Genomic DNA, 18,473 nt, shown 5'->3' on the forward strand with positions numbered 1-18,473 from the left:
TTTTTGTAGCGGTGTTTGTGGAACTTTAGATGCTTAAAAGGTCTAAAAGACACTTTATAAAGGATAAAAAAGGCCTTGCTGTTTGAATTGATCTCTTATAGAGATTTATTTGCGAGTGGCTTTATCCTTAGTGAGTAAGGTAAATAAAGCCAAGTAGGAGTGTTTTTTCTTTTAGTGTGCAAAAAAGAGATGAATTTGTAATGTTGTATTTGTGGTTAAGATCTCATGCTTTTTTTGCCAAACTCTTTTTGTAATTCTTCTGCTTTATGGAGTAGTTCTTCAGAACGTTCTAATGCGTCTTTTAAGTTCTGAAAGCAGCGGAAGTTAGTTCTGTTTTTTGGGGTTGATACTAGAGATGGCTCGGATTGTAGCTGCTCAGTTTTACGTAACTTATTACTGTAGCTAATCATATGAAATCAACTCTTAAGTAGTATTTTGTAACACCATAGTCTTTATTTGTTTTTGTGCAAGCTTATATCTAGTTAATTACTACTTATGTAGTATGTTTTGCTTGCTTAGGCGATGTTGGTATTCTTTTTAGGCTTAACTAGAGCGGTTTGTGCATTAGCTATATTAGCTATTTTTAAATTAGAAGTAATCGTTATTGCCGCTCTTTTTGTATAGGGTAAAGCGTTTGAATTTCAGTAAACGGCTTAGCGTATGAAGATAAAACCATGTCAATATTACGGCGATAAAAACGGTTAGTTTTGAAGATGTTTCTTAATTTTAATTTATATGAAGTAGAGTAAGTTTATGTGCTCTATTATTTGTAATATAAGAGTAGTAAAACATAGATATAGACCTGAATTTTTTTAGCTTCTAGAATGAAACAAAAAAGTACAAATCGCGTGACTCTTTTCTTTTTAGTTAGATAAGTGGACGCAGTGTCGCTTTATTTATAGGTATATTTTGATGTTGCGTAATCTTTTTCTAATAATTGGTTCTCTCTTTCTTTGCATGATATTAAGTAGCTGTTCTGAGCCTGAAGCGAATCAGGTGAAGAAGAAAAAAGAGCATCTGGTCCAAATCGTTGCTGCATCAAAAGTTAGTACCTCTATAGAGCGAGAACGAACAGGTACATTGCGAGCCCACCAAGATATACACATCTATAGTCAGGAGGAGGGCAGCATTACGTTCTTCCCTTTTTATGAAGGTGATCAGGTAAAGGCTGGGGATATAGTTGCGCGTCTTGATGATCGTTTGTTAAAAGCACAGTTTAAACGTGCACAAGCCTTACGCAGTAAAGCGGAAAAGGATTTAAAGCGTATCCGCGGCTTAGCGAAACGTAAATTAGCGGCGGAAATAGAATTAACACGGGTTGAAACTGAATTGGCAGTTGCTCAAGCAGACGAGCAGCTTTTAGCGACTCGATTAGATTACACGCAAATAAGAGCACCGATTGATGGGGTTATTAGTGAGCGTTTAACTGAGCAAGGTAATATCGTTGAAAGCTATAGCCATCTATTAACTATCTCCGATCAAAGCTCATTGATTACTGAATTAAATGTATCGGCCTTGTTGATTAATAAACTGCATTTAGGTGATGCGGTTTCTATGACTATTGATGCACTTGCTGGTAGCCAAGATTTAGCAGAACCTTTTGTTAAAGGAAAAATAACCCGTATCTATCCCACCCTTAATCCGGTTACGCGTACCGGGATCGTAGAAATTGCATTGTCTCCTGTACCTAAAGGCGCTCTACCAGGGCAGTTGGCACGGGTTAAATTAAAAACTCAGGAAGCTGTTCGGCTATTGATTCCTTTTGCTGCCCTTAGACGTTCTTCGCAGGGGGAATATGTCTATATTATCGGTGATGATAATCGGACGGAGATTCGACCAGTTGTGAGTGGGTTGAAAATAGGCGAACAAATTGAGATTTTAAGAGGCCTTGAAGAGGGTGAAAGAATAGTAACTCGGGGCTATACGAATTTACGCAATGGTACGCAGGTCAAAGTTATTGCATCGAATACAGCACCTGCAGAACTTAATAACAACCTTCGCATAGACTCTCCTAATGAATAACCATCGTAAAAGCATTGCCAGCTGGTCCATTCGCCATCCTGTTGGGGTGAGTATGATTGCTGCGGCTGTGATTGTCTTGGGATTATTTACACTTAGCCGTTTAGCTATAGATCTTTTACCTAATATTATTTATCCAGAAGTGCGTGTGCGCATTATCGATAGCGGTGTACCTGTTTCTGTGATGGAGGATAAAGTAACTCGCCAGCTTGAAGAGCAATTAGCAATTACAGAAGATGCAATTAGTGTTCAATCTAATACAACGCGCGGGCTCTCAACGGTTGATTTGGCGTTTGATTATGGGAAGGATATTGATATTGCGCTACGCGATGCCAGTACACGATTAGACCGCGCAAAAAGATTTCTTCCCGATAGTATTGATCCTCCCGTTATTTTTAAACTCGATCCATCTCAAATTCCCGTTATGGAGTTTGTTATTAGTTCTCAATTCAGAAACGGGGTCGAGCTTCGCCGTTGGGTAGATGATGTATTTGCTAAATGGTTTTTGAATTTGCCTGGTGTCGCCGCTGCTGAGGTGGGTGGTGGACTAGAGAGAGAAATTCAGATTATTCCTGATCAAAGTCGCTTAGCGGGGTTAGGGCTGAGTTATCAAGATGTTATTGATACTTTGGAAAAATCTAATAGCGATGAGCCCATAGGGCGATTGCAGATGCCCGCCCATGAAATTACGGGTCGTATTAGCGGTCGTCTTAAAAGTGTGGAGGAGATAAGGCAACTTCCAGTGGCCCAGCATGCTGGGAACACCGTCTATCTTAGTGATGTTGCTGAGGTGCTTGATACCCATGAGGATGAGCGTATTAAAGTACGTGCTAATGGTATTGGTGGCATCAAATTATCTATCCAGAAGCAGCCTACAGCTAACACCACGTCAGTAGTTGATGTAGTTCAAGAGCGATTGCGTTGGCTCAAAGAACAGAAAATTTTACCTGAAGATGTCAGTGTAACTACTGTATCTGATCAGTCTGTTTATATTTTTCAATCTTTACAAAATGCTAGTTTAGCGGCCATTAGTGGTGCTTTGTTGGCGATGTCGGTTGTGTATATCTTCCTAGGCAACTTACGTCGCACGCTGATTATTGGTAGCGCTATCCCTATTGCCATTATGTTTACCTGTGTCTTGATGGGGCTCGGTGGGCTAACTTTAAACGTGATGACCTTAGGTGGTTTAGCGTTAGGCGTGGGGATGTTGGTAGACAATACGATTGTGATGTTGGAAAACATATATCGACATCAATGTGAGCACGAAAAGCCTGAGGATGCGGCCTCTGATGCGGCTACAGAGGTAAATGGGGCTATCATCGCCTCCACCTCTACTAACCTGTCTGCGGTATTACCTTTTCTCTTTATTGGTGGGCTGACAGGCTTGTTGTTTCGGGAGCTGATTTTTACTATCTCTGCGGCCATTTTTGCATCAATGATTATTGCGTTAACGCTAGTGCCAGCTTATGCCGCGAAAGTGACTAGTTTGAATACAAACTGGCTGCGTAAGCAGGTGGATAAGGGCGTTAACCACTTGCAGGATTTTTACGCGGTTATCATATCTAAAGTACTTAAAGTGCGTTGGCTTACGGTGGTTTTATTTGTCCTTGGTTTAGCGGCTAGTGTTCCTGTTTTTATGAGTGGTAAACAGATATTTTTGCCGCAACTGGATGATGGGCGTGTTCGAGTGATTGTCTCTGCTGATATTGGTATTTCATTGGAAGAGATGGATGAGAAAGCGCATATAATTGAAAGCTTGTTTGCCAAACAGCCAGAAATCGATACTGTTTTTACTTTAGTAGGTGGTTCCGTATTTGGTCGAACGCAAAGGGAAACACCTAGCCGTACCACCATCATTGCCCAGCTTAAACCTCTATCAGAGCGCTCAGCAAGTAGTCATGAGTGGATGGAGCGTATGAATAAGCAGATAAATGACCTTCAGTTGGCCGGTTTTAAGATTAATATGTCTCAACGAGGTATTCGGGGCATTAGAACAAATAGAGGCGATGATGACCTTAGTTTAAGAATACAAGGTAGTGATAATGAGCAGCTTAAGCTGATTGCTGATGATATCAGCGTGAAAATGGCTAATATCCCAGGTTTGAGTAATATTACCCATTCCGCCGAGGACGAGCAGTTTGAAATTGCCATTACTTTGGATCGAAAGCGGGCCGCACAATTAGGTTTAAATCTACAGGATCTTACTCAAGCCACACAAATTGCTTTGCAAGGTACTGTTGTAAGCGATTTTCTTGAGGGTGATCGATCCTACGATATCCGTCTTCGCTTAGCGCAAACAGAGATAATCTCTCCACAGGATTTAGAGTCTATTATTCTTTTCCCTGCATCGGATGATTCGCCACCGGTCTATCTTGGTACGGTTGCGTCTATTGAATTGTTAGAAACACCCGCTACGATTAAGCGTGATAACCAGATGCGTATTGTTGAGGTAACTGCGTCCTTGACCGGTAATGCTACCTTAGGAGAGGCGGTTCAAGCCTTAGATCAATTAAGAGAGCAGATTGAGCTACCTGCTGGATATACTTTGTATGATGGTGGTTCTAAAAAAGCGTTAGCTGAACAGCAAGAATTAACAGATATTTTATTACTCTTGGCGCTTTTCTTAGTGTTTGTTGTGATGGCTATTCAGTATGAGTCACTAATGAACCCATTAATTATTATTTTGAGTGTGCCATTTGCTTCTGTGGGGGTGGCGTTAGGTATTTATGCATTGGCTCTGCCGCTGTCTATGCCCGTTTGGCTCGGTATGATCATGTTAGTTGGTATTGTAGTGAATAATGCTATCTTAATGGTTGAGTATATTGAGTTGGAACGTGCGCGAGGTGCAGAGTTATCTGAATCGATTGTTACGGCTGCACGATTGCGTTTAAGACCGATTTTAATGACGACATTAAGTACGGTTGTCGGCATGTTGCCTTTGGCTTTAGGTTGGGGCGATGGGGCTGAAATGTTACAGCCCTTGGCTGTGACTGTTGTTTGGGGTCTAAGCTTTTCTATGCTCGTGAGCCTAGTGCTCGTGCCTATTATGTATCATATTTTCCATTCCTTCCGGTTAAAATCATTGCCGGTAGAAACACAAACATCGCTGTAATAAAAATGTGGGGGAGCCGATGCTCTTTTTTAGCTCCCCGCAAATCTATCTTAGTCTTCGCTTTCGATCACAACTTTGCCGAAATGTTTAGCTTGCGCCATCCATTCATAAGCATCGAGTGCCTGAGAGAATGGGAACTTTTTATCAATCTGAGGATGGATCTTATGGGTTTCCATAGCTGAGATTAGCTGCGTAAGCATCTCGGTGCTGCCGACATAAATGCCTTGAATCCGTAATAGGTTGAAAATAGTCATCAAGCTAATGGAGGGGCTTTCAAGTCCGGTCAGAATGCCTATTAGGGAGATCGTTCCATTGGGTTTTACGCAGGCTGAAGATTTTTCAAATGTACCTGCACCACCAACTTCAAGTACGTTATCTACACCTTCTCCGTTAGTGACTTTTAGTACTTCTTCTTCCCAATTTGGATGAGTTTTATAATTGATTGTGTGATCTGCGCCAAGTGTGCGAGCGTGCGCAAGCTTTTCATCACTGGAAGAGGTGATAATCGTCTTGGCACCTAGGGCCTTAGCGATTTGTAATCCAAAGATAGAAACGCCGCCAGTACCTAGAAGTAGAACTGTATGGTTAGGCTTTAATTCACCAACAGAGACAAGTGAATGCCATGCAGTCGTTGCTGCGCAAGGGAGCGTTGCAGCTTCAGCATATGAGAGATAATCAGGGATTTTGACACTACAATCGGCTTTAAGGATAAAGTAGTCGGCAAGCACACCATTTATACTGCCGCCCATTGCAGAATTGAGTCCATCGTCATCAATTTTTCCATCTTTCCAAGCTTGGAAAAAGTTGCCAATAACGCGATCACCTGCTTGAAAGTTGGTGACAGAATCACCTACGCTAACAACTTCGCCTGCACCATCAGAAAGAGGGATGATTGGACGTATATCATTCCTTACATATCCACCCATGGTGATCAGTATGTCACGATAGTTGAGTGAACAGGCTTTCATTTTTACCAAAATTTCATCAGCAGCCGGGGTAGGAATATCTATTTCTACTTGTTGGACCGCATTGATGCCATCAGCAGTCGTTACTTGATAAGCGCGCATTATTTTTCTCCGAACAAGGTGAGTTATTAGGCTTACATGGTAAAGCGTATGCCGCAACCATTTGTCTAAGAATTGGTTCTATTTATCTAAGAACCTGTTCTAAAGTAGGTCTTTGCAATGCTCTTTTATAGAACCTTAATCGACCAAGTTTAACGATCGTTCAATTTCATTGTCAAGGAATATGTCGGAGGTCGGATGGGTTATAAAAATACTAGGTAGATCTATCAGAAGAGAATAATGCTAAAGAAAAGTTATTTTTTTAAAAAAGGGGCTTGATTCGCCGATAAAAAATCCCTAAGATTCGCGTCCTCAGTGTGCCGGTATAGCTCAGTTGGTAGAGCAACTGACTTGTAATCAGTAGGTCCGGGGTTCGACTCCTCGTGCCGGCACCATTTTTTTCCTTGTTCTAGGAAAGTTCTTCAATCACTTTATTACGTCCTTAAACTATATCTATATGTTTAGATTACCAGCTGTTTAGGCGTCTACTTGATTAAGTTCACTATCGGCACTGTTGTGATTAATCGCTTCGGCTTCTGCAGCATCTAAGCTAATGGTTTTATTTCGGCCGCTGTTTTTTGCGGTATATAGCGCGACATCCGCTCGCTTTATAGAGTTTTTGATATCATCATCATGGCTAAGCTGAGTAACTCCGAATGATGCAGTGATCGTTAGTGCGTTCCCTTGATGTATGAAAGGTGTGCTTTCTAGTTTTTTACGTACCCGTTCAATGACTTTTTTCGCATTTTCTAAATTTAAGTTAGGCATAACGAAAAGAAATTCTTCACCGCCAAAGCGTGCAACAGAATCATGCTTTCTTATTGTTGTATTAAATATAAAGGCGACATGTTCTAAAACTAAATCCCCTAAGTCGTGACCATAGGTGTCATTAAAGTCCTTAAACTTATCTATATCACCTAAGGCAATACAGCAGTCGGAGTGGTTTGTTTGCTGAATACGTGCCTTTTCATGGGCCAACAGCATATTTGCACTTCTGCGATTAAGTAATTTGGTTGTAGGGTCAAATTGGTATTTACTGATGACTGAGAATTCCAACATTGAAAGCACTTCATTAAAAAAGTTACGTTGGATCTCTAAGAAATCATCATATTTCTGCTCGTCAAATTGTTGGGTCTTTTCGAGAGAGACTAACAACATTCGTGCTTGGTCATGAAGGGCTTTATGGAGTTGGTCAATTCTTGTAAATGCGTGAGTCTGGAAATCTTTGTCTTTTAATATTGAGTCTATCCATAGGCCAAAATTACAATACTGGTGCGCATCTTCAGCAATAAATGAAGGCTCATCTATTGGCTTGCGTGCTGCAATCGCTAGGCTGATTTTATGCATCCAGTGATGATGATCGGCCAAGGCTGTTTTGATCTCATTAGATAGCCGTTCAACATCTGCTTGATCTCGGCGCTCTAGTAGTGATTCGAACATTTGGTTTTCGCTCTGTTTTTTATTAAAACATACCCTACTCTAATGCTAGTTGGTATGAATGAGGCCGCCAATATATCCGTGTGATAATGTGATTGAGATCAGTAAGGGTTAAATCATTTTTTGGAAAGTGGCCCAAACTATGTCCGGTGTTAACGGAGCAAAAACGGCAGGTTCAGCTTTGTGTGTGTTGAGAGGATAATTTTTAGCTTCTAAGCATTGCTGATTTTTGCCGTAACCACCCACTAAGCCGGGGTCGGTTGGGCCAAAAAGTATTAAGTTGGGTGTATCAAGCGCGGCAGCGAGGTGAGATAAGCCTGTATCTACTGAAACACACCCTGTGGCACTAACAAGCACAGTTGCTATTTCTGACAGCGATAGTTTAGGGAGAACCTCTACGTGTGGTTGGTTGTGCGCTAAGCGCTCGGCACGCTCTTTCTCTGCTTCACTACCCCAAGGGAGTTTAATCTTCCAATCACTGGCTTTTTCGATGAGTGAGATCCAATACTCTTCAGGCCAATGCTTATCAAATCGAGTTGTACTGTGTTGGAATACTAAATAGGGCTCTGTCGGTGATGTTGGTACAAAATGTTGGCGAATGGAAAAATCACCTAGCTGCTTAGGTAGGGGGTAATTTAGAGCTTTGGCAAATAATTGACGTATACGCTCGACAGCATGTAGGTTTTTATCTACATAGATGGGGTTGTCGTAAAAGCGGGCTGCCAGCGGTTCTTTAGCAGACTCTTTATCTAAGCCATAGCTGGGGCCGTGGGCAAGTTTAGAAACTAGAAGCGCGCTTTTTAATAGTCCTTGAGCATCAATAACAAAATCGTAATTTTGTGCCTGTAATTGAGCTTTATAAGCTGACCATTCACCCTTTTTTAAGGTTTGAATAATGCTTTTGCGCCACCGTCTAATCGCAACAGGAATGACGTGATCCACTTTGGGATGCCAATGGGGGATCTCTTGAAACCCCTCCTCCACTACCCAATCAAAGCGAATATCAGGATAGGCAGCAGCGGCATCAGTTAATGCAGGAAGTGTATGGATGACATCGCCCATAGAGGAAGTTTTTACGATCAGTACTTTCATTATTTTAACCACTGTTGCAGTGCTGTATAAGCCATATCTGGGCTGATATCGATGAGGCTTTGATGGTAGCCTTGGTCTGCATCGCCTTTTCTTATTTTGTGAAAACCATCAATCAAGCGGATTATTTCTGCTTGTTGAGATAGCGGCGGGGTGAAGCCTGGGCTGGTGGGCCCATAAAGAGCTACTAGCGGTGTATTAACGGCTGCTGCAATATGCATTAGGCCTGAATCGTTACTGACAGCCGCTTTACACTGCGAAATGAGGTCGATCGCTTGGGGTAAGCTGGTCTCTCCGGCTAGATTATGGCAGCTTGCTTGTTCGTTGCTTGTTAGCTGGTTCTGTATTTGTTGGCAGGTATCTTGGTCTTTTGCTGAGCCAAATAACCAAATCTGATAGCCATCGGCAATTAGTTTTTTCGCGAGTGACGCATAATGGTAATCGGGCCAACGTTTAGCCGGGCCAAATTCTGCACCTGGGCAGAAAGCAATGGCTTGATCGGTTGTAAGGCTGAACTGCTCTAAAGCTTTTATACGCTGTTCATCGTCTACGGTAAGGCGTGGATAGAGTATGTTATCTAATGCTAAGGCTGACGCTTCTGATGGTTGTGATAAAGCGACATAACGTTGGACCATCAAGGGAAATGCGTCTTTATCTAATACGCGTAGATTATTTAGCAATCCATAGCGCATCTCCCCACGCCATCCTGTGCGTGTTGGGATCTTCGCAAACCAAGGGATTAATGCGGACTTTAAGGAGTTGGGCAGTATAAATGCTTGCTCATAGCCTGTTTGAGCGAGTTGTTTGCCAATTTTTTTCCTCAGTGACCATTGTAAACTACCATGGCCTACCGGCATCTCAATTGCTTGATTGATCTCGGGCATTCTAGCTAAAACAGGACGGCACCAGTTAGGCGCTAATACATCGATTTCTCGTGCAGGGTTTTGTTGCTTTAGATGCTTGTAGAGTGATTGACTCATCAGCATATCGCCAACCCATGAAGGTCCGATAATCAGTGTTTTCATTTGAAGCGACCTAGCATTTGATAAGTAAACGCAGCATTAGCAAACATAATCTAAGGCTCATTGTGGTTTGTTGGTTTTAGACGACGATCAAAAATAGCTCGATATTCTGCGGCCATCTCTTTATAGGGAATGATGGTGTTTCCATCAGTCAGCGTAGCGCTTTGTCGATCAAAATCGATATAGATATAGCTGAGGGTCGGCATAATAAGAACCGCATTTGGCTCATTGTGGAGCGTTTTCATATAAGCGGATACGACACGTAACCTTGTTGGGTCGATCGCCGTTCTCAAATCGATGCCGTTGATTTCTGATACAGGTTCAATCTGCATTAAATTGATAATAGTTGCAAAAATATCCGCTTGGCTAACCGGCGCCGTTTCATTGATTCTCAGTGTTTCCAAGAACTCTGCCGGTGGGAATACCATTAGCGGGTTGTGTATAACGCCGGACCCATAGCCTGAGTTGAACGATGTTTTGTTGTGGGAGATATCTTGGCCATGATCGGAAGAATAGAATACCCAGGCATTTGGGTCACGCTGCCTGATATTTTTGACCAATGTCTCAAGGTATAGGTCTGTGTATAACACAGTGTTGTCGTAGGCATTAATACCGTTAGGCTTCTCTTCTGGAAGGAATTTTTTGATCGACTCAGGCGAGTGGTTGCTATAGGGGTAATGACTACCGTTCATCTGCGCCACTAAAAGCATAGGTGCTTTTTGATGATCACCTAATGATGCGTCAAGGAAGGGAATAATACCTTCTTTAAGTACTTTCATATCATCCGCCCCTTCTGAGACGGAAACTGAGACGCTGAAGTCTGTACCTGGTTTGTAGAAATCTAAGTCTTGATCAACAAATATTTGATCTACATTTCGCCACTGAAAGTCTTGAGCCGTTATTAACGCCGTTCTGTATCCCGCCGCTTTGGCGTAATTGAAAATAGTGGGGCTACTATAGACGAGGCCGTGAGGATCGATTCCTTGTAAGCCTGTGAGCATATAAGGCACTGAGCTAAGTGTACGTGTGCCTATACTGACTGCATTGCGATACAACAGCATCTCGCCACGTTCCATCATCCCTTGTAATCTTGGTGTTGTTTGCCGTTCATATCCGGCAATACCTGTGTGATCTAGGGTAAGGGATTCACCAACTACAAAAACTATATTGGGTGCGTTACTGGCGGGTTCTTGAGCGGTTAAGACTGGTTTGTCAGCTAACTTGCCTTCAAAGGCATTTCTTTCGATAAGGTTAGGAAACACGCCAGCGTAGGCGACTGAACTAAATTGATATTTGCTAATGCCATACCAGCTAAATGAGACAAGTAAAAAGAACAGTGATGCAACAATAAAGCTACCGCCTCTAACCCACCATTTAGGTTTGAGGTTTAAGCGGAAAAGTAACATTAAGAGCGGGAGCTCTATCGCAAGTAATAAGATCGGTTTGAATATAATGGCGTTATCAAGCCATAACTCTAAGGTCAGTAAGGGATCGGCAGCGACAAACCGTAGGTCAAAGACCGTGACAAAATTTCGATAAATGGAAAAGTAAGATTGTTGGGCGATTTGGGTGCCCAAGATAAAAAACAGAAATATAGATCGAACCGGGCCGTTTTTACTTGGCGAGATGATCAGCATAAGGAGCAATAATGAGATTAGGCTGAAGCTATAATTAACCCAAAACCGTTTTCCCTCCCAATTTTCTATGAGCCAGTTTATATCGCGAACTAACAATAGATCACATAGCGCGAGACAAAGAAAAATAACTAGGAATGCACGTTTGGGTGCAGATCTTCCTAGGTTTACTAGCTTAATGAATAATTGTTCCATTGTTTCTCGATTAAAGGTTGTTTTTATTTATCTAAAAGCAACCGAGTAAAATAAGGTCTTGGCTCACGCTGATGGTGGCCTTGTTTGGTAAATTGGGCCAAAGAATCGATTATTTAAAGTTGAGAATCATACAATAATTAGCAAAAAACACCCAATTTCTATGCAAAAATAGGGCTAGAGCGTTTTTTTTATAGAAGAGGGCAAGTTAGCGGCTGAGGTAATTCCAATTTGTTCTATTGAGGATTAGAATGTCAGCCCTATTTACACTCATCATGTTTCATCTCTGTCGCTGTCCCTATTATGAGGGGATTTATCGGCACAGCGGGTAATTAATTAAAGGAAGGTATCATGGCTACTGCATTTGGCTCCGTTTTTATGCCGGAAATGTCAATCACTTGGTTTGACGGTTCAAGCTGGAGTGCGGTCGAAATGGTCCCGAGTAATAGCATTCAGTTACATCCGGGTGCTCATGCGTTGCATTATGCGAGTACCTGTTTCGAAGGTCTTAAAGCATTTAAACATGCGGATGGTTCAGTTAAGGTCTTCCGGATTGATCGTAATGTGGCGCGCTTAGCGCAAAGTGCACGTTTGTTGGCACTACCTGAATTAGATGAAGCTTTTGTCACTCAGATGATTTTAGATACGGTTAAACGTTTTGCGTCTGATGTGCCACAGCCTCCGGGTTCAATGTATATTCGTCCTACATTGTTTGGTACTGAGCCCGCTGTAGGTAAAGCCGCCGCACCTTCTGAAACCGCTTGTTTTTATGTGTTGTTATCGCCGGTAGGGGATTATTTTGCGGGTGGTGATCGTGCGTTACGTATTTTGGTAGAAGATCAAGGCCTGCGCTGCGCACCTCATAATGGCATGATCAAAAGTGGTGGTAACTACGCGAGTGCGCTTTTACCCACCATGAAAGCTAAAGCGGAACATAAGGTCGATCAGGTTTTATTCTGTCCAAATGGGGATGTTCAGGAAACCGGCGCGGCAAACTTCCTATTAATTGATGGTGATGAAGTGATCACCCGCTCCCTTGATGATAGTTTCTTGCACGGCGTTACCCGTGATAGCGTTTTAACGATTGCTCGCGATTTAGGTATGAAAGTTTCTGAGCGTACAATTACCGTTGATGAGATGCTTGAACGCATCAAAAAGCCGGGTTGTGAAGCTGCTTTGTCAGGCACTGCTGCTGTTCTAGCACCTGTTGGTACTATGGTTTACCAAGATAAAGAATACAAAGTAGGTAACGGTGGTATTGGTGAAACTACCGTTAAACTACGTACCGCTCTGAATGATATTCAGTGGGGTAAAGCTGAAGATAAGCACGGTTGGTTGACCGACGTTTAATCTAAGTTGTTTTCATTATAAAAAGGCGGACTTTGAAAAAAGTCCGCCTTTTTTGTTATTTGTTGATCACTTTCTGCCAAATCGTGGCGACCGTTTCTCTAAGGTCTTTCATCTCTGAAGCTGATATCGTATTTGATAGGTCTTGCATTGATTGTTTATGGCCTACGGCACGATAAGCTTTGTAGGCTTCTCGTAGTGTTTCAGTCTCTTGTTCTTCCAGTAGACCTACATTCTCAACGGCATCCAAAATGCGGATATTATCGGTGAACTGGTACAGTTCGGGGTATTGATTTGAGTAATTGAGTACGAGGTACTGTACTAAAAACTCAATATCTACAATGCCGCCTCGATCATGTTTTAAATGAAAAACTTGATCGCTTTCGCTCTCTTTACTGCCTAAATGCTGACGCATTTTTTCACGCATCTCAGTGACATCAGCTAGCAACTGCTCGGTATTACGTTTCTTGCTGAGAATTTCAGCACGAACTAATTCGAAACGTGTTTGTAGTGCTTTATCGCCAGCGACGACCCGTGCACGTACTAAAGCTTGGTGCTCCCATGTCCATGCCTCTTTCTGTTGGTATTCAGCAAAGGCTTTTAATGAGCTGACTAACAAGCCTGAGTTTCCTGAAGGGCGAAGTCGCATATCCACTTCATATAACTGACCTGAAGTAGTGAAGGTGTTGAGTATATGGATGATTTTTTGCCCTAAACGGGTATAAAAAACGGCATTGGCGATCTGTTTTTCGCCATCAGTAAAGAGGTTAGGGTCTGCATCATGGATAAAGACAAGATCTAAATCTGATCCATAGGAAAGTTCTATGCCGCCCATTTTACCGTAGCCTAAAACGATAAAGTCAGGATTGCAGGGAACGCCGGCTGTTTTTTGTGGTAAACCGTGCTTTTCAGTCATTAGTCTCCAAGCGATATCAACAACCGCTTCGAGAATAACTTCAGCCGTCCAGGTTAAGTAATCACTTACTTTCATTAGAGGAAGGGCGCCGGTTATCTCTGATGCTGCAACTTTTAATACATGGGCATTTTTGAAGTAACGTAACGCATCCATGAGTTGCTCGGTATCTTCTTCAGGTATACGTAATAGCTGCTGGCGTAGCTCACTATCTAGCTGTTGCTTGTCAGTAGGAGTGTAAAGTGTGTTTTGATCGATCAGCTCATCAAGTAATATAGGCTGTGTTTTTAGTTTCTCTGAAAACCAGTTTGAAGCCGAGCAGAGCTTAACGAGTTGCTGTAGGGCGTTGGGGTTTTCAGCTAAGAGGACTAAGTAAGCTGAGCGGCGTAGTATCGCCTGAATTAACTCAAAAACGCGGCTTAATGTTTCAGTTGGGTTGTCAGTTTTAGTCACTTCTTGAAAAAGAGCGGGTAGCACTAAGAGTAAACGTTCTTGTGCTATTTTCTGGAGCATTTGTACTGTCTTTGATTGGCGTAGGCTATCAATAAGTGCCCACGCCTTTTCTGGGGTATCAAAACCTTGTTCTTTTAAAATGGCTTCTGCTTGAATGTTTTCTAGCTCGTCTTTCCAGAGGGATAACCATAACTGCTGATCGGTTAAAGTCTGTTCTGGGTCTTCCTCTTCGCAAGGAGCGATCAGATCAGCAAAGTGCTGACGCACATTTTCCCGCTGTTCTTCGAGGCTGTTTAAAAAGGCGTCCCATGTGCTAAATCCCATGCTAAATGCAAGTCTGAGTTGTTCTACCTCTGTTGTAGGAAGCTCTTGAGTTTGTTTGTCAGCAACTGCTTGAATAGCATGCTCTGTATTACGTAAAAATTCATAAGCTTGCATTAGTTCATCAGACGCGACTTGAGGCATACCAACCGCTTCAGGTAGGAGAGGGAGAATGTTGCATAACTCCCGTTGTTGTAACCTTGAATCTCTGCCACCACGTAAAAGCTGGAATACTTGCGCGATAAATTCAACTTCACGTATGCCGCCTGAACCGAGTTTAACGTTATTGTTTAACCCTTTGCGACGGACTTCACGATTGATCATATCCTTCATTTCCCTTAGGGAATCAAAGGCGCTGAAGTCTATATATTTTCGATAGACAAAGGGACGAAGAATCCCCATAAGTTCATTGCCTGCATCTTTGTCGCCAGCCATGACGCGAGCTTTGATCATCGCGTAGCGTTCCCACTCACGGCCATGTTCTTGATAGTAGCCTTCCATCGCATCAAAGCTAATGGCCAAAGGCCCCGCCGATCCGAAGGGCCGTAAACGCATATCTACACGAAAAACAAAGCCATCGATGGTGGTATTATCAAGCGCTTGAATCAGCTTTTTACCTAGGCGAATAAAGAAATCCTGATTATCTAGGCATTTTTTACTGCCTTGGGTTTCGCCATTCTCTGGATAAACAAAGATCAGATCTATATCTGATGAGAGGTTGAGTTCATTAGCACCGAGTTTCCCCATGCCAAGTACCACCATACGTTGTGGCTCTTTGCTCTCTCTACCTATAGGTGTTCCCCAGCGTTCACTGGCTTGCTGATATAACCAGTTCATGGTTTGTTCTACACAGGCGTCGGCTAACCAGGAGAGTTCGCGGGTGGTTGTGCGCATATCGCTGAAACGGTTTAGATCTCGCCAGATCAAGCGTACTTGTTCGCGTTGCCTAAAGCAGCGTACGGCTTTATGCAGTTGCTCTTCAGTTTCTAATGGTGCAAAGAGTGATTTTAAACTGTTTTGATAGTGATCCTCATCATAGGCGGAATATAGGTCACCACTGGTGAGTAGTTCAGGAAGCATTTCAGGGTGACGACTCAGCTGTTCAGCAACAAATGTGCTACCCGTTAATGTTCGGGTTAAGTCATCGGCAAAGGATGTAGGGGATGACTTAATTTGCTCTAAGACAGGCGCAACTTGATCCCAGTTTTGTTGTAAGAGGGGGTGTAGCGCTTCGGGTAGTTGTTCCATCTGCGGTTTCAGCATGAGTAATATGGCTCCTGAGAAGAATCCCTTAATCGTATCAGTGCTCGTTTGCCCAGTTCCTGATTGTGATCAGGCGCTGGGCGATGATTAAATATTTATTTATCAAATAGCGTTTGCTTAGCGAGCTGTTTGTGATGCTCATTCCAGCGGCTGCGCCAAGTTTGCTCGATTAATTGTTCTGAAATTAATAGAGCAAGTACGCCGGGCTCTGCTGTTTGTAATAGGACATTGATTCTGGCTGCAGCTTGTTCTGCTTGCTGTTTGAACCAACGGTTATCCTTATGGCCTGAGAGTAACGCTGTTCTACGCCATGCGTCTATATCTCTAAGTTGGCGTATTAATTTGGTGAGTAGTTTATCTATTACGCCATCGGGTTCTGCTGGAATAATACTGCTAAAGCTTTCATAGCATGCACTTACATTTCTCAATGACTCGAGGGCAAGAGGTATGAATTTCCAGTTATTGGTAAAGTGCCAAGCTTCAAAGTAGCGAGGCCACAAGCTAAGTTCATTTTTTAGCAGTTTAATGAAGGCTTGTTCAAGGCTCGTGTCGGCATCCAGCTGTGCTGAGGTGCGATGGACCTCATAGTTGTCCGGTTGCAATAAACGGTAGCCGCGCTCTGCTTTACTTACATCACTAATATAGAGCGGCACATGCTTAGCTAATTTAAGAGCGAATTTTACTAACTCTGATCCATTACCTTCTAGTAATTCGATCTCCAATTCGCAGATGGTGTCTTCTTTTCCGGCCGCGGTTACAGTGCCTTGATCTAATGCTATCTCTGCTTTTAATACCTGTCCTTGGCTATCTAAGCTATCTAAGATCCAAGTCGTGCGTTGGAAGTTGGTTGTAAATATTGGCGCTATATTACTCTGTAGGGTTTTACTATCGAGCGCTTTTGGCCATTCAGCAGAGGCGAGTAGCTGGAAATCTAATTCCGGTGAGTTGAGCAGCCACTCCCACTCATTTCTGCTGTGCAAGCCCGCTTCTGAGCTGCCACTGCTTTTGAGTGTTTGGATGAGTTGCTCCCCTTTCTTACGAATGCGTAATGCTACTTTATGTTGTGTGAGCAACTGGTCAGGGGTGTCATAGTAGGTGTTGCCCAATTGCTCTGTTTTTAGCTCTCGAATCTGTTGAGACCTAAACAGCGGTTGACGCTTTAGGGATTCAATATGGTGTGGGCTTAAGGTTAGTTTGAGCTCTACTTCAAGTGCCATCGTTTGATTCTCTATACTCTGGAGTTAGGGAATTGTCTTTATTCTTTTTATTATTGTTTAAGATTTAGACCTCGCTTAGATTAATGCGGGTGGTCTAATATGGTGCAGTTTACCTCAGCTGCAGCGGGAAAACCCTATCTAAACTAAACTGCTCGGCTTAAAATGTTTTTTAGACGTTATCCGCCATGATAATTATATTAAAGGCGTTAAATCTATCTTTGTTTGGAGTCACTGATGTCGAAGAAATGCCCTGATCTGGTCACTATGTTGTCGCAGTTGATCGCAAGTCCCTCGGTCAGTTGTACTCAAGCTGATTGGGATCAAAGTAACCTGCCTGTTATTGAGCTGTTAGAAGGCTGGTTATCTCATTTGGGTTTTGATACTGAAGTGATTCCTGTTGAAGGACACCCAGGTAAAGCGAACCTTATAGCGACTTTAGGAAAAGGCCCTGGTGGATTAGTGCTTTCTGGCCATACGGATACTGTCCCTTTTAATGCTGAACGTTGGCAAAGTGATCCTTTGACGTTGACGGAGAAAGATAATCGCTTTTATGGATTAGGCACCTGCGATATGAAAGGGTTTTTCCCGATTGCTATCGAAGCTGCGAAGAAGTTTCTTGATCAACCCTTAAAGCAGCCATTGATTATTCTTGCAACTGCGGATGAAGAGAGTTCGATGAGTGGTGCCCGTGCTTTAGCATCAACAGGTAAGCCTACAGCGCGTTACGCCGTGATAGGTGAGCCTACAGGAATGAAGCCCATTTACATGCATAAGGGGATGATGATGGAGTCGGTAAGAATCGAGGGTAAGGCCGGCCATTCTTCAGACCCATCTCTTGGTGCTAATGCATTAGATGCGATGCACTCGGTGTTGTCCGAACTGATCTCTTTTCGTAATGAAATGAAGCGTGATCATCAGAACAGTGCTTTTAAAATTGCAGAACCAACGCTTAATTTAGGTTGTATTCATGGGGGTGACAACCCAAATCGGATCTGTGGGCATTGTGAGCTGGAATATGACCTTCGTCCTCTACCTGGAATGAGCTTAGATAATTTACGAGAAGATGTCAGTCGGCGTTTGGCCCCCTTTGCGGATCAATTCGGTGTGGCGATAACGACAAAATCACTGTTCCCCGGTATTCCCTCTTTTGCAAACCAACGGGATTCTGAGCTGGTGCGAACCGCTGAAAAATTAACTGGCTTCCAAGCTGAATCTGTCGCATTTGGAACAGAAGCGCCGTTTTTACAAGATTTAGGCATGGATACGATTGTGATGGGGCCTGGGTCGATTGATCAGGCGCATCAACCGGATGAGTATTTGGCTTTTGATCAGATAAAGCCTACAGTAGCCATACTAGAGAAAATGATCACTCAATACTGTTTGTAGACTG

12 protein-coding genes and 1 tRNA gene are annotated in these 18,473 nt (G+C 42.9%); 5 read left to right on the plus strand and 8 right to left on the minus strand.

All coding sequences use genetic code 11. The features are described 5' to 3' along the window. Positions 1-215 precede the first annotated feature (215 nt). On the minus strand, positions 216-410 hold the full coding sequence (locus tag Q4486_RS12485) for a hypothetical protein (RefSeq protein ID WP_303417707.1): 195 nt from the start codon (positions 408-410) through the stop codon (positions 216-218). Between the two features lie 502 nt (positions 411-912). Here Q4486_RS12485 and Q4486_RS12490 point away from each other — a divergent pair. Both Q4486_RS12490 and Q4486_RS12495 read left to right on the plus strand, forming a co-directional pair. Beyond that, entirely contained in the window at positions 913-2,022 is a 1,110-nt protein-coding gene (locus Q4486_RS12490) for an efflux RND transporter periplasmic adaptor subunit (RefSeq protein WP_303417705.1), read from the plus strand. Further along, positions 2,015-5,131 (plus strand): efflux RND transporter permease subunit, encoded by a 3,117-nt coding sequence (locus Q4486_RS12495; RefSeq protein WP_303519641.1) that lies wholly within the window; start codon positions 2,015-2,017, stop codon positions 5,129-5,131. The genes Q4486_RS12490 and Q4486_RS12495 overlap by 8 nt, the downstream gene beginning before the upstream one ends. A 50-nt stretch (positions 5,132-5,181) precedes the next feature. On the opposite strand, the gene Q4486_RS12500 is transcribed toward Q4486_RS12495, so the two are convergent. Further along, positions 5,182-6,198 (minus strand): NAD(P)-dependent alcohol dehydrogenase, encoded by a 1,017-nt coding sequence (locus Q4486_RS12500; protein WP_303519643.1) that lies wholly within the window; start codon positions 6,196-6,198, stop codon positions 5,182-5,184. Between the two features lie 316 nt (positions 6,199-6,514). Between Q4486_RS12500 and Q4486_RS12505 the strand changes: the two genes are divergently transcribed. Continuing rightward, positions 6,515-6,590 (plus strand) — tRNA-Thr (locus tag Q4486_RS12505). A gap of 82 nt (positions 6,591-6,672) precedes the next feature. On the opposite strand, the gene Q4486_RS12510 is transcribed toward Q4486_RS12505, so the two are convergent. From Q4486_RS12510 to Q4486_RS12525, 4 genes are all read right to left on the minus strand, one after another. Beyond that, positions 6,673-7,635 carry a diguanylate cyclase gene (locus tag Q4486_RS12510; RefSeq protein ID WP_303519645.1) on the minus strand — a complete coding sequence of 321 codons (963 nt, stop codon included), beginning with the start codon at positions 7,633-7,635 and terminating at the stop codon, positions 6,673-6,675. A 108-nt stretch (positions 7,636-7,743) separates the two neighbouring features. Next, positions 7,744-8,724: a lipopolysaccharide heptosyltransferase RfaC gene (rfaC, locus tag Q4486_RS12515; RefSeq protein ID WP_303417698.1), complete on the minus strand. Its 981-nt coding sequence runs from the start codon at positions 8,722-8,724 to the stop codon at positions 7,744-7,746. Further along, entirely contained in the window at positions 8,724-9,746 is a 1,023-nt protein-coding gene (gene waaF / locus Q4486_RS12520; RefSeq protein ID WP_303519647.1) for a lipopolysaccharide heptosyltransferase II, read from the minus strand. Before waaF ends, rfaC begins: the two co-directional genes overlap by 1 nt. A gap of 50 nt (positions 9,747-9,796) precedes the next feature. Beyond that, on the minus strand, positions 9,797-11,320 hold the full coding sequence (locus Q4486_RS12525; protein ID WP_303519648.1) for a phosphoethanolamine transferase: 1,524 nt from the start codon (positions 11,318-11,320) through the stop codon (positions 9,797-9,799). Positions 11,321-11,920: 600 nt separating this feature from the next. On the opposite strand from Q4486_RS12525, the gene Q4486_RS12530 reads away from it, so the two are divergent. Then, positions 11,921-12,919, plus strand: a complete 999-nt coding sequence (locus Q4486_RS12530; RefSeq protein ID WP_303417692.1) for a branched-chain amino acid aminotransferase — start codon at positions 11,921-11,923, stop codon at positions 12,917-12,919. Positions 12,920-12,974: 55 nt separating this feature from the next. Here the strand turns inward: Q4486_RS12530 and glnE are convergent, their stop codons facing one another. Further along, the gene (gene glnE, locus Q4486_RS12535; protein ID WP_303519649.1) at positions 12,975-15,866 is read right to left on the minus strand and encodes a bifunctional [glutamate--ammonia ligase]-adenylyl-L-tyrosine phosphorylase/[glutamate--ammonia-ligase] adenylyltransferase; all 2,892 of its coding nucleotides are present in this window, start codon (positions 15,864-15,866) and stop codon (positions 12,975-12,977) included. A gap of 95 nt (positions 15,867-15,961) precedes the next feature. After that, positions 15,962-17,083 (minus strand): inorganic triphosphatase, encoded by a 1,122-nt coding sequence (locus tag Q4486_RS12540; protein WP_303519650.1) that lies wholly within the window; start codon positions 17,081-17,083, stop codon positions 15,962-15,964. A 234-nt stretch (positions 17,084-17,317) separates the two neighbouring features. Here Q4486_RS12540 and argE point away from each other — a divergent pair, with 234 nt between their 5' ends. Further along, a complete protein-coding gene (gene argE / locus Q4486_RS12545) occupies positions 17,318-18,469 on the plus strand; it encodes an acetylornithine deacetylase (protein WP_303519651.1) in 1,152 nt (383 codons plus the stop codon). Positions 18,470-18,473: the final 4 nt, after the last annotated feature.

Source organism: Neptuniibacter sp. 2_MG-2023 (genome assembly GCF_030547495.1).
Classification (GTDB): domain Bacteria; phylum Pseudomonadota; class Gammaproteobacteria; order Pseudomonadales; family Balneatricaceae; genus Neptuniibacter.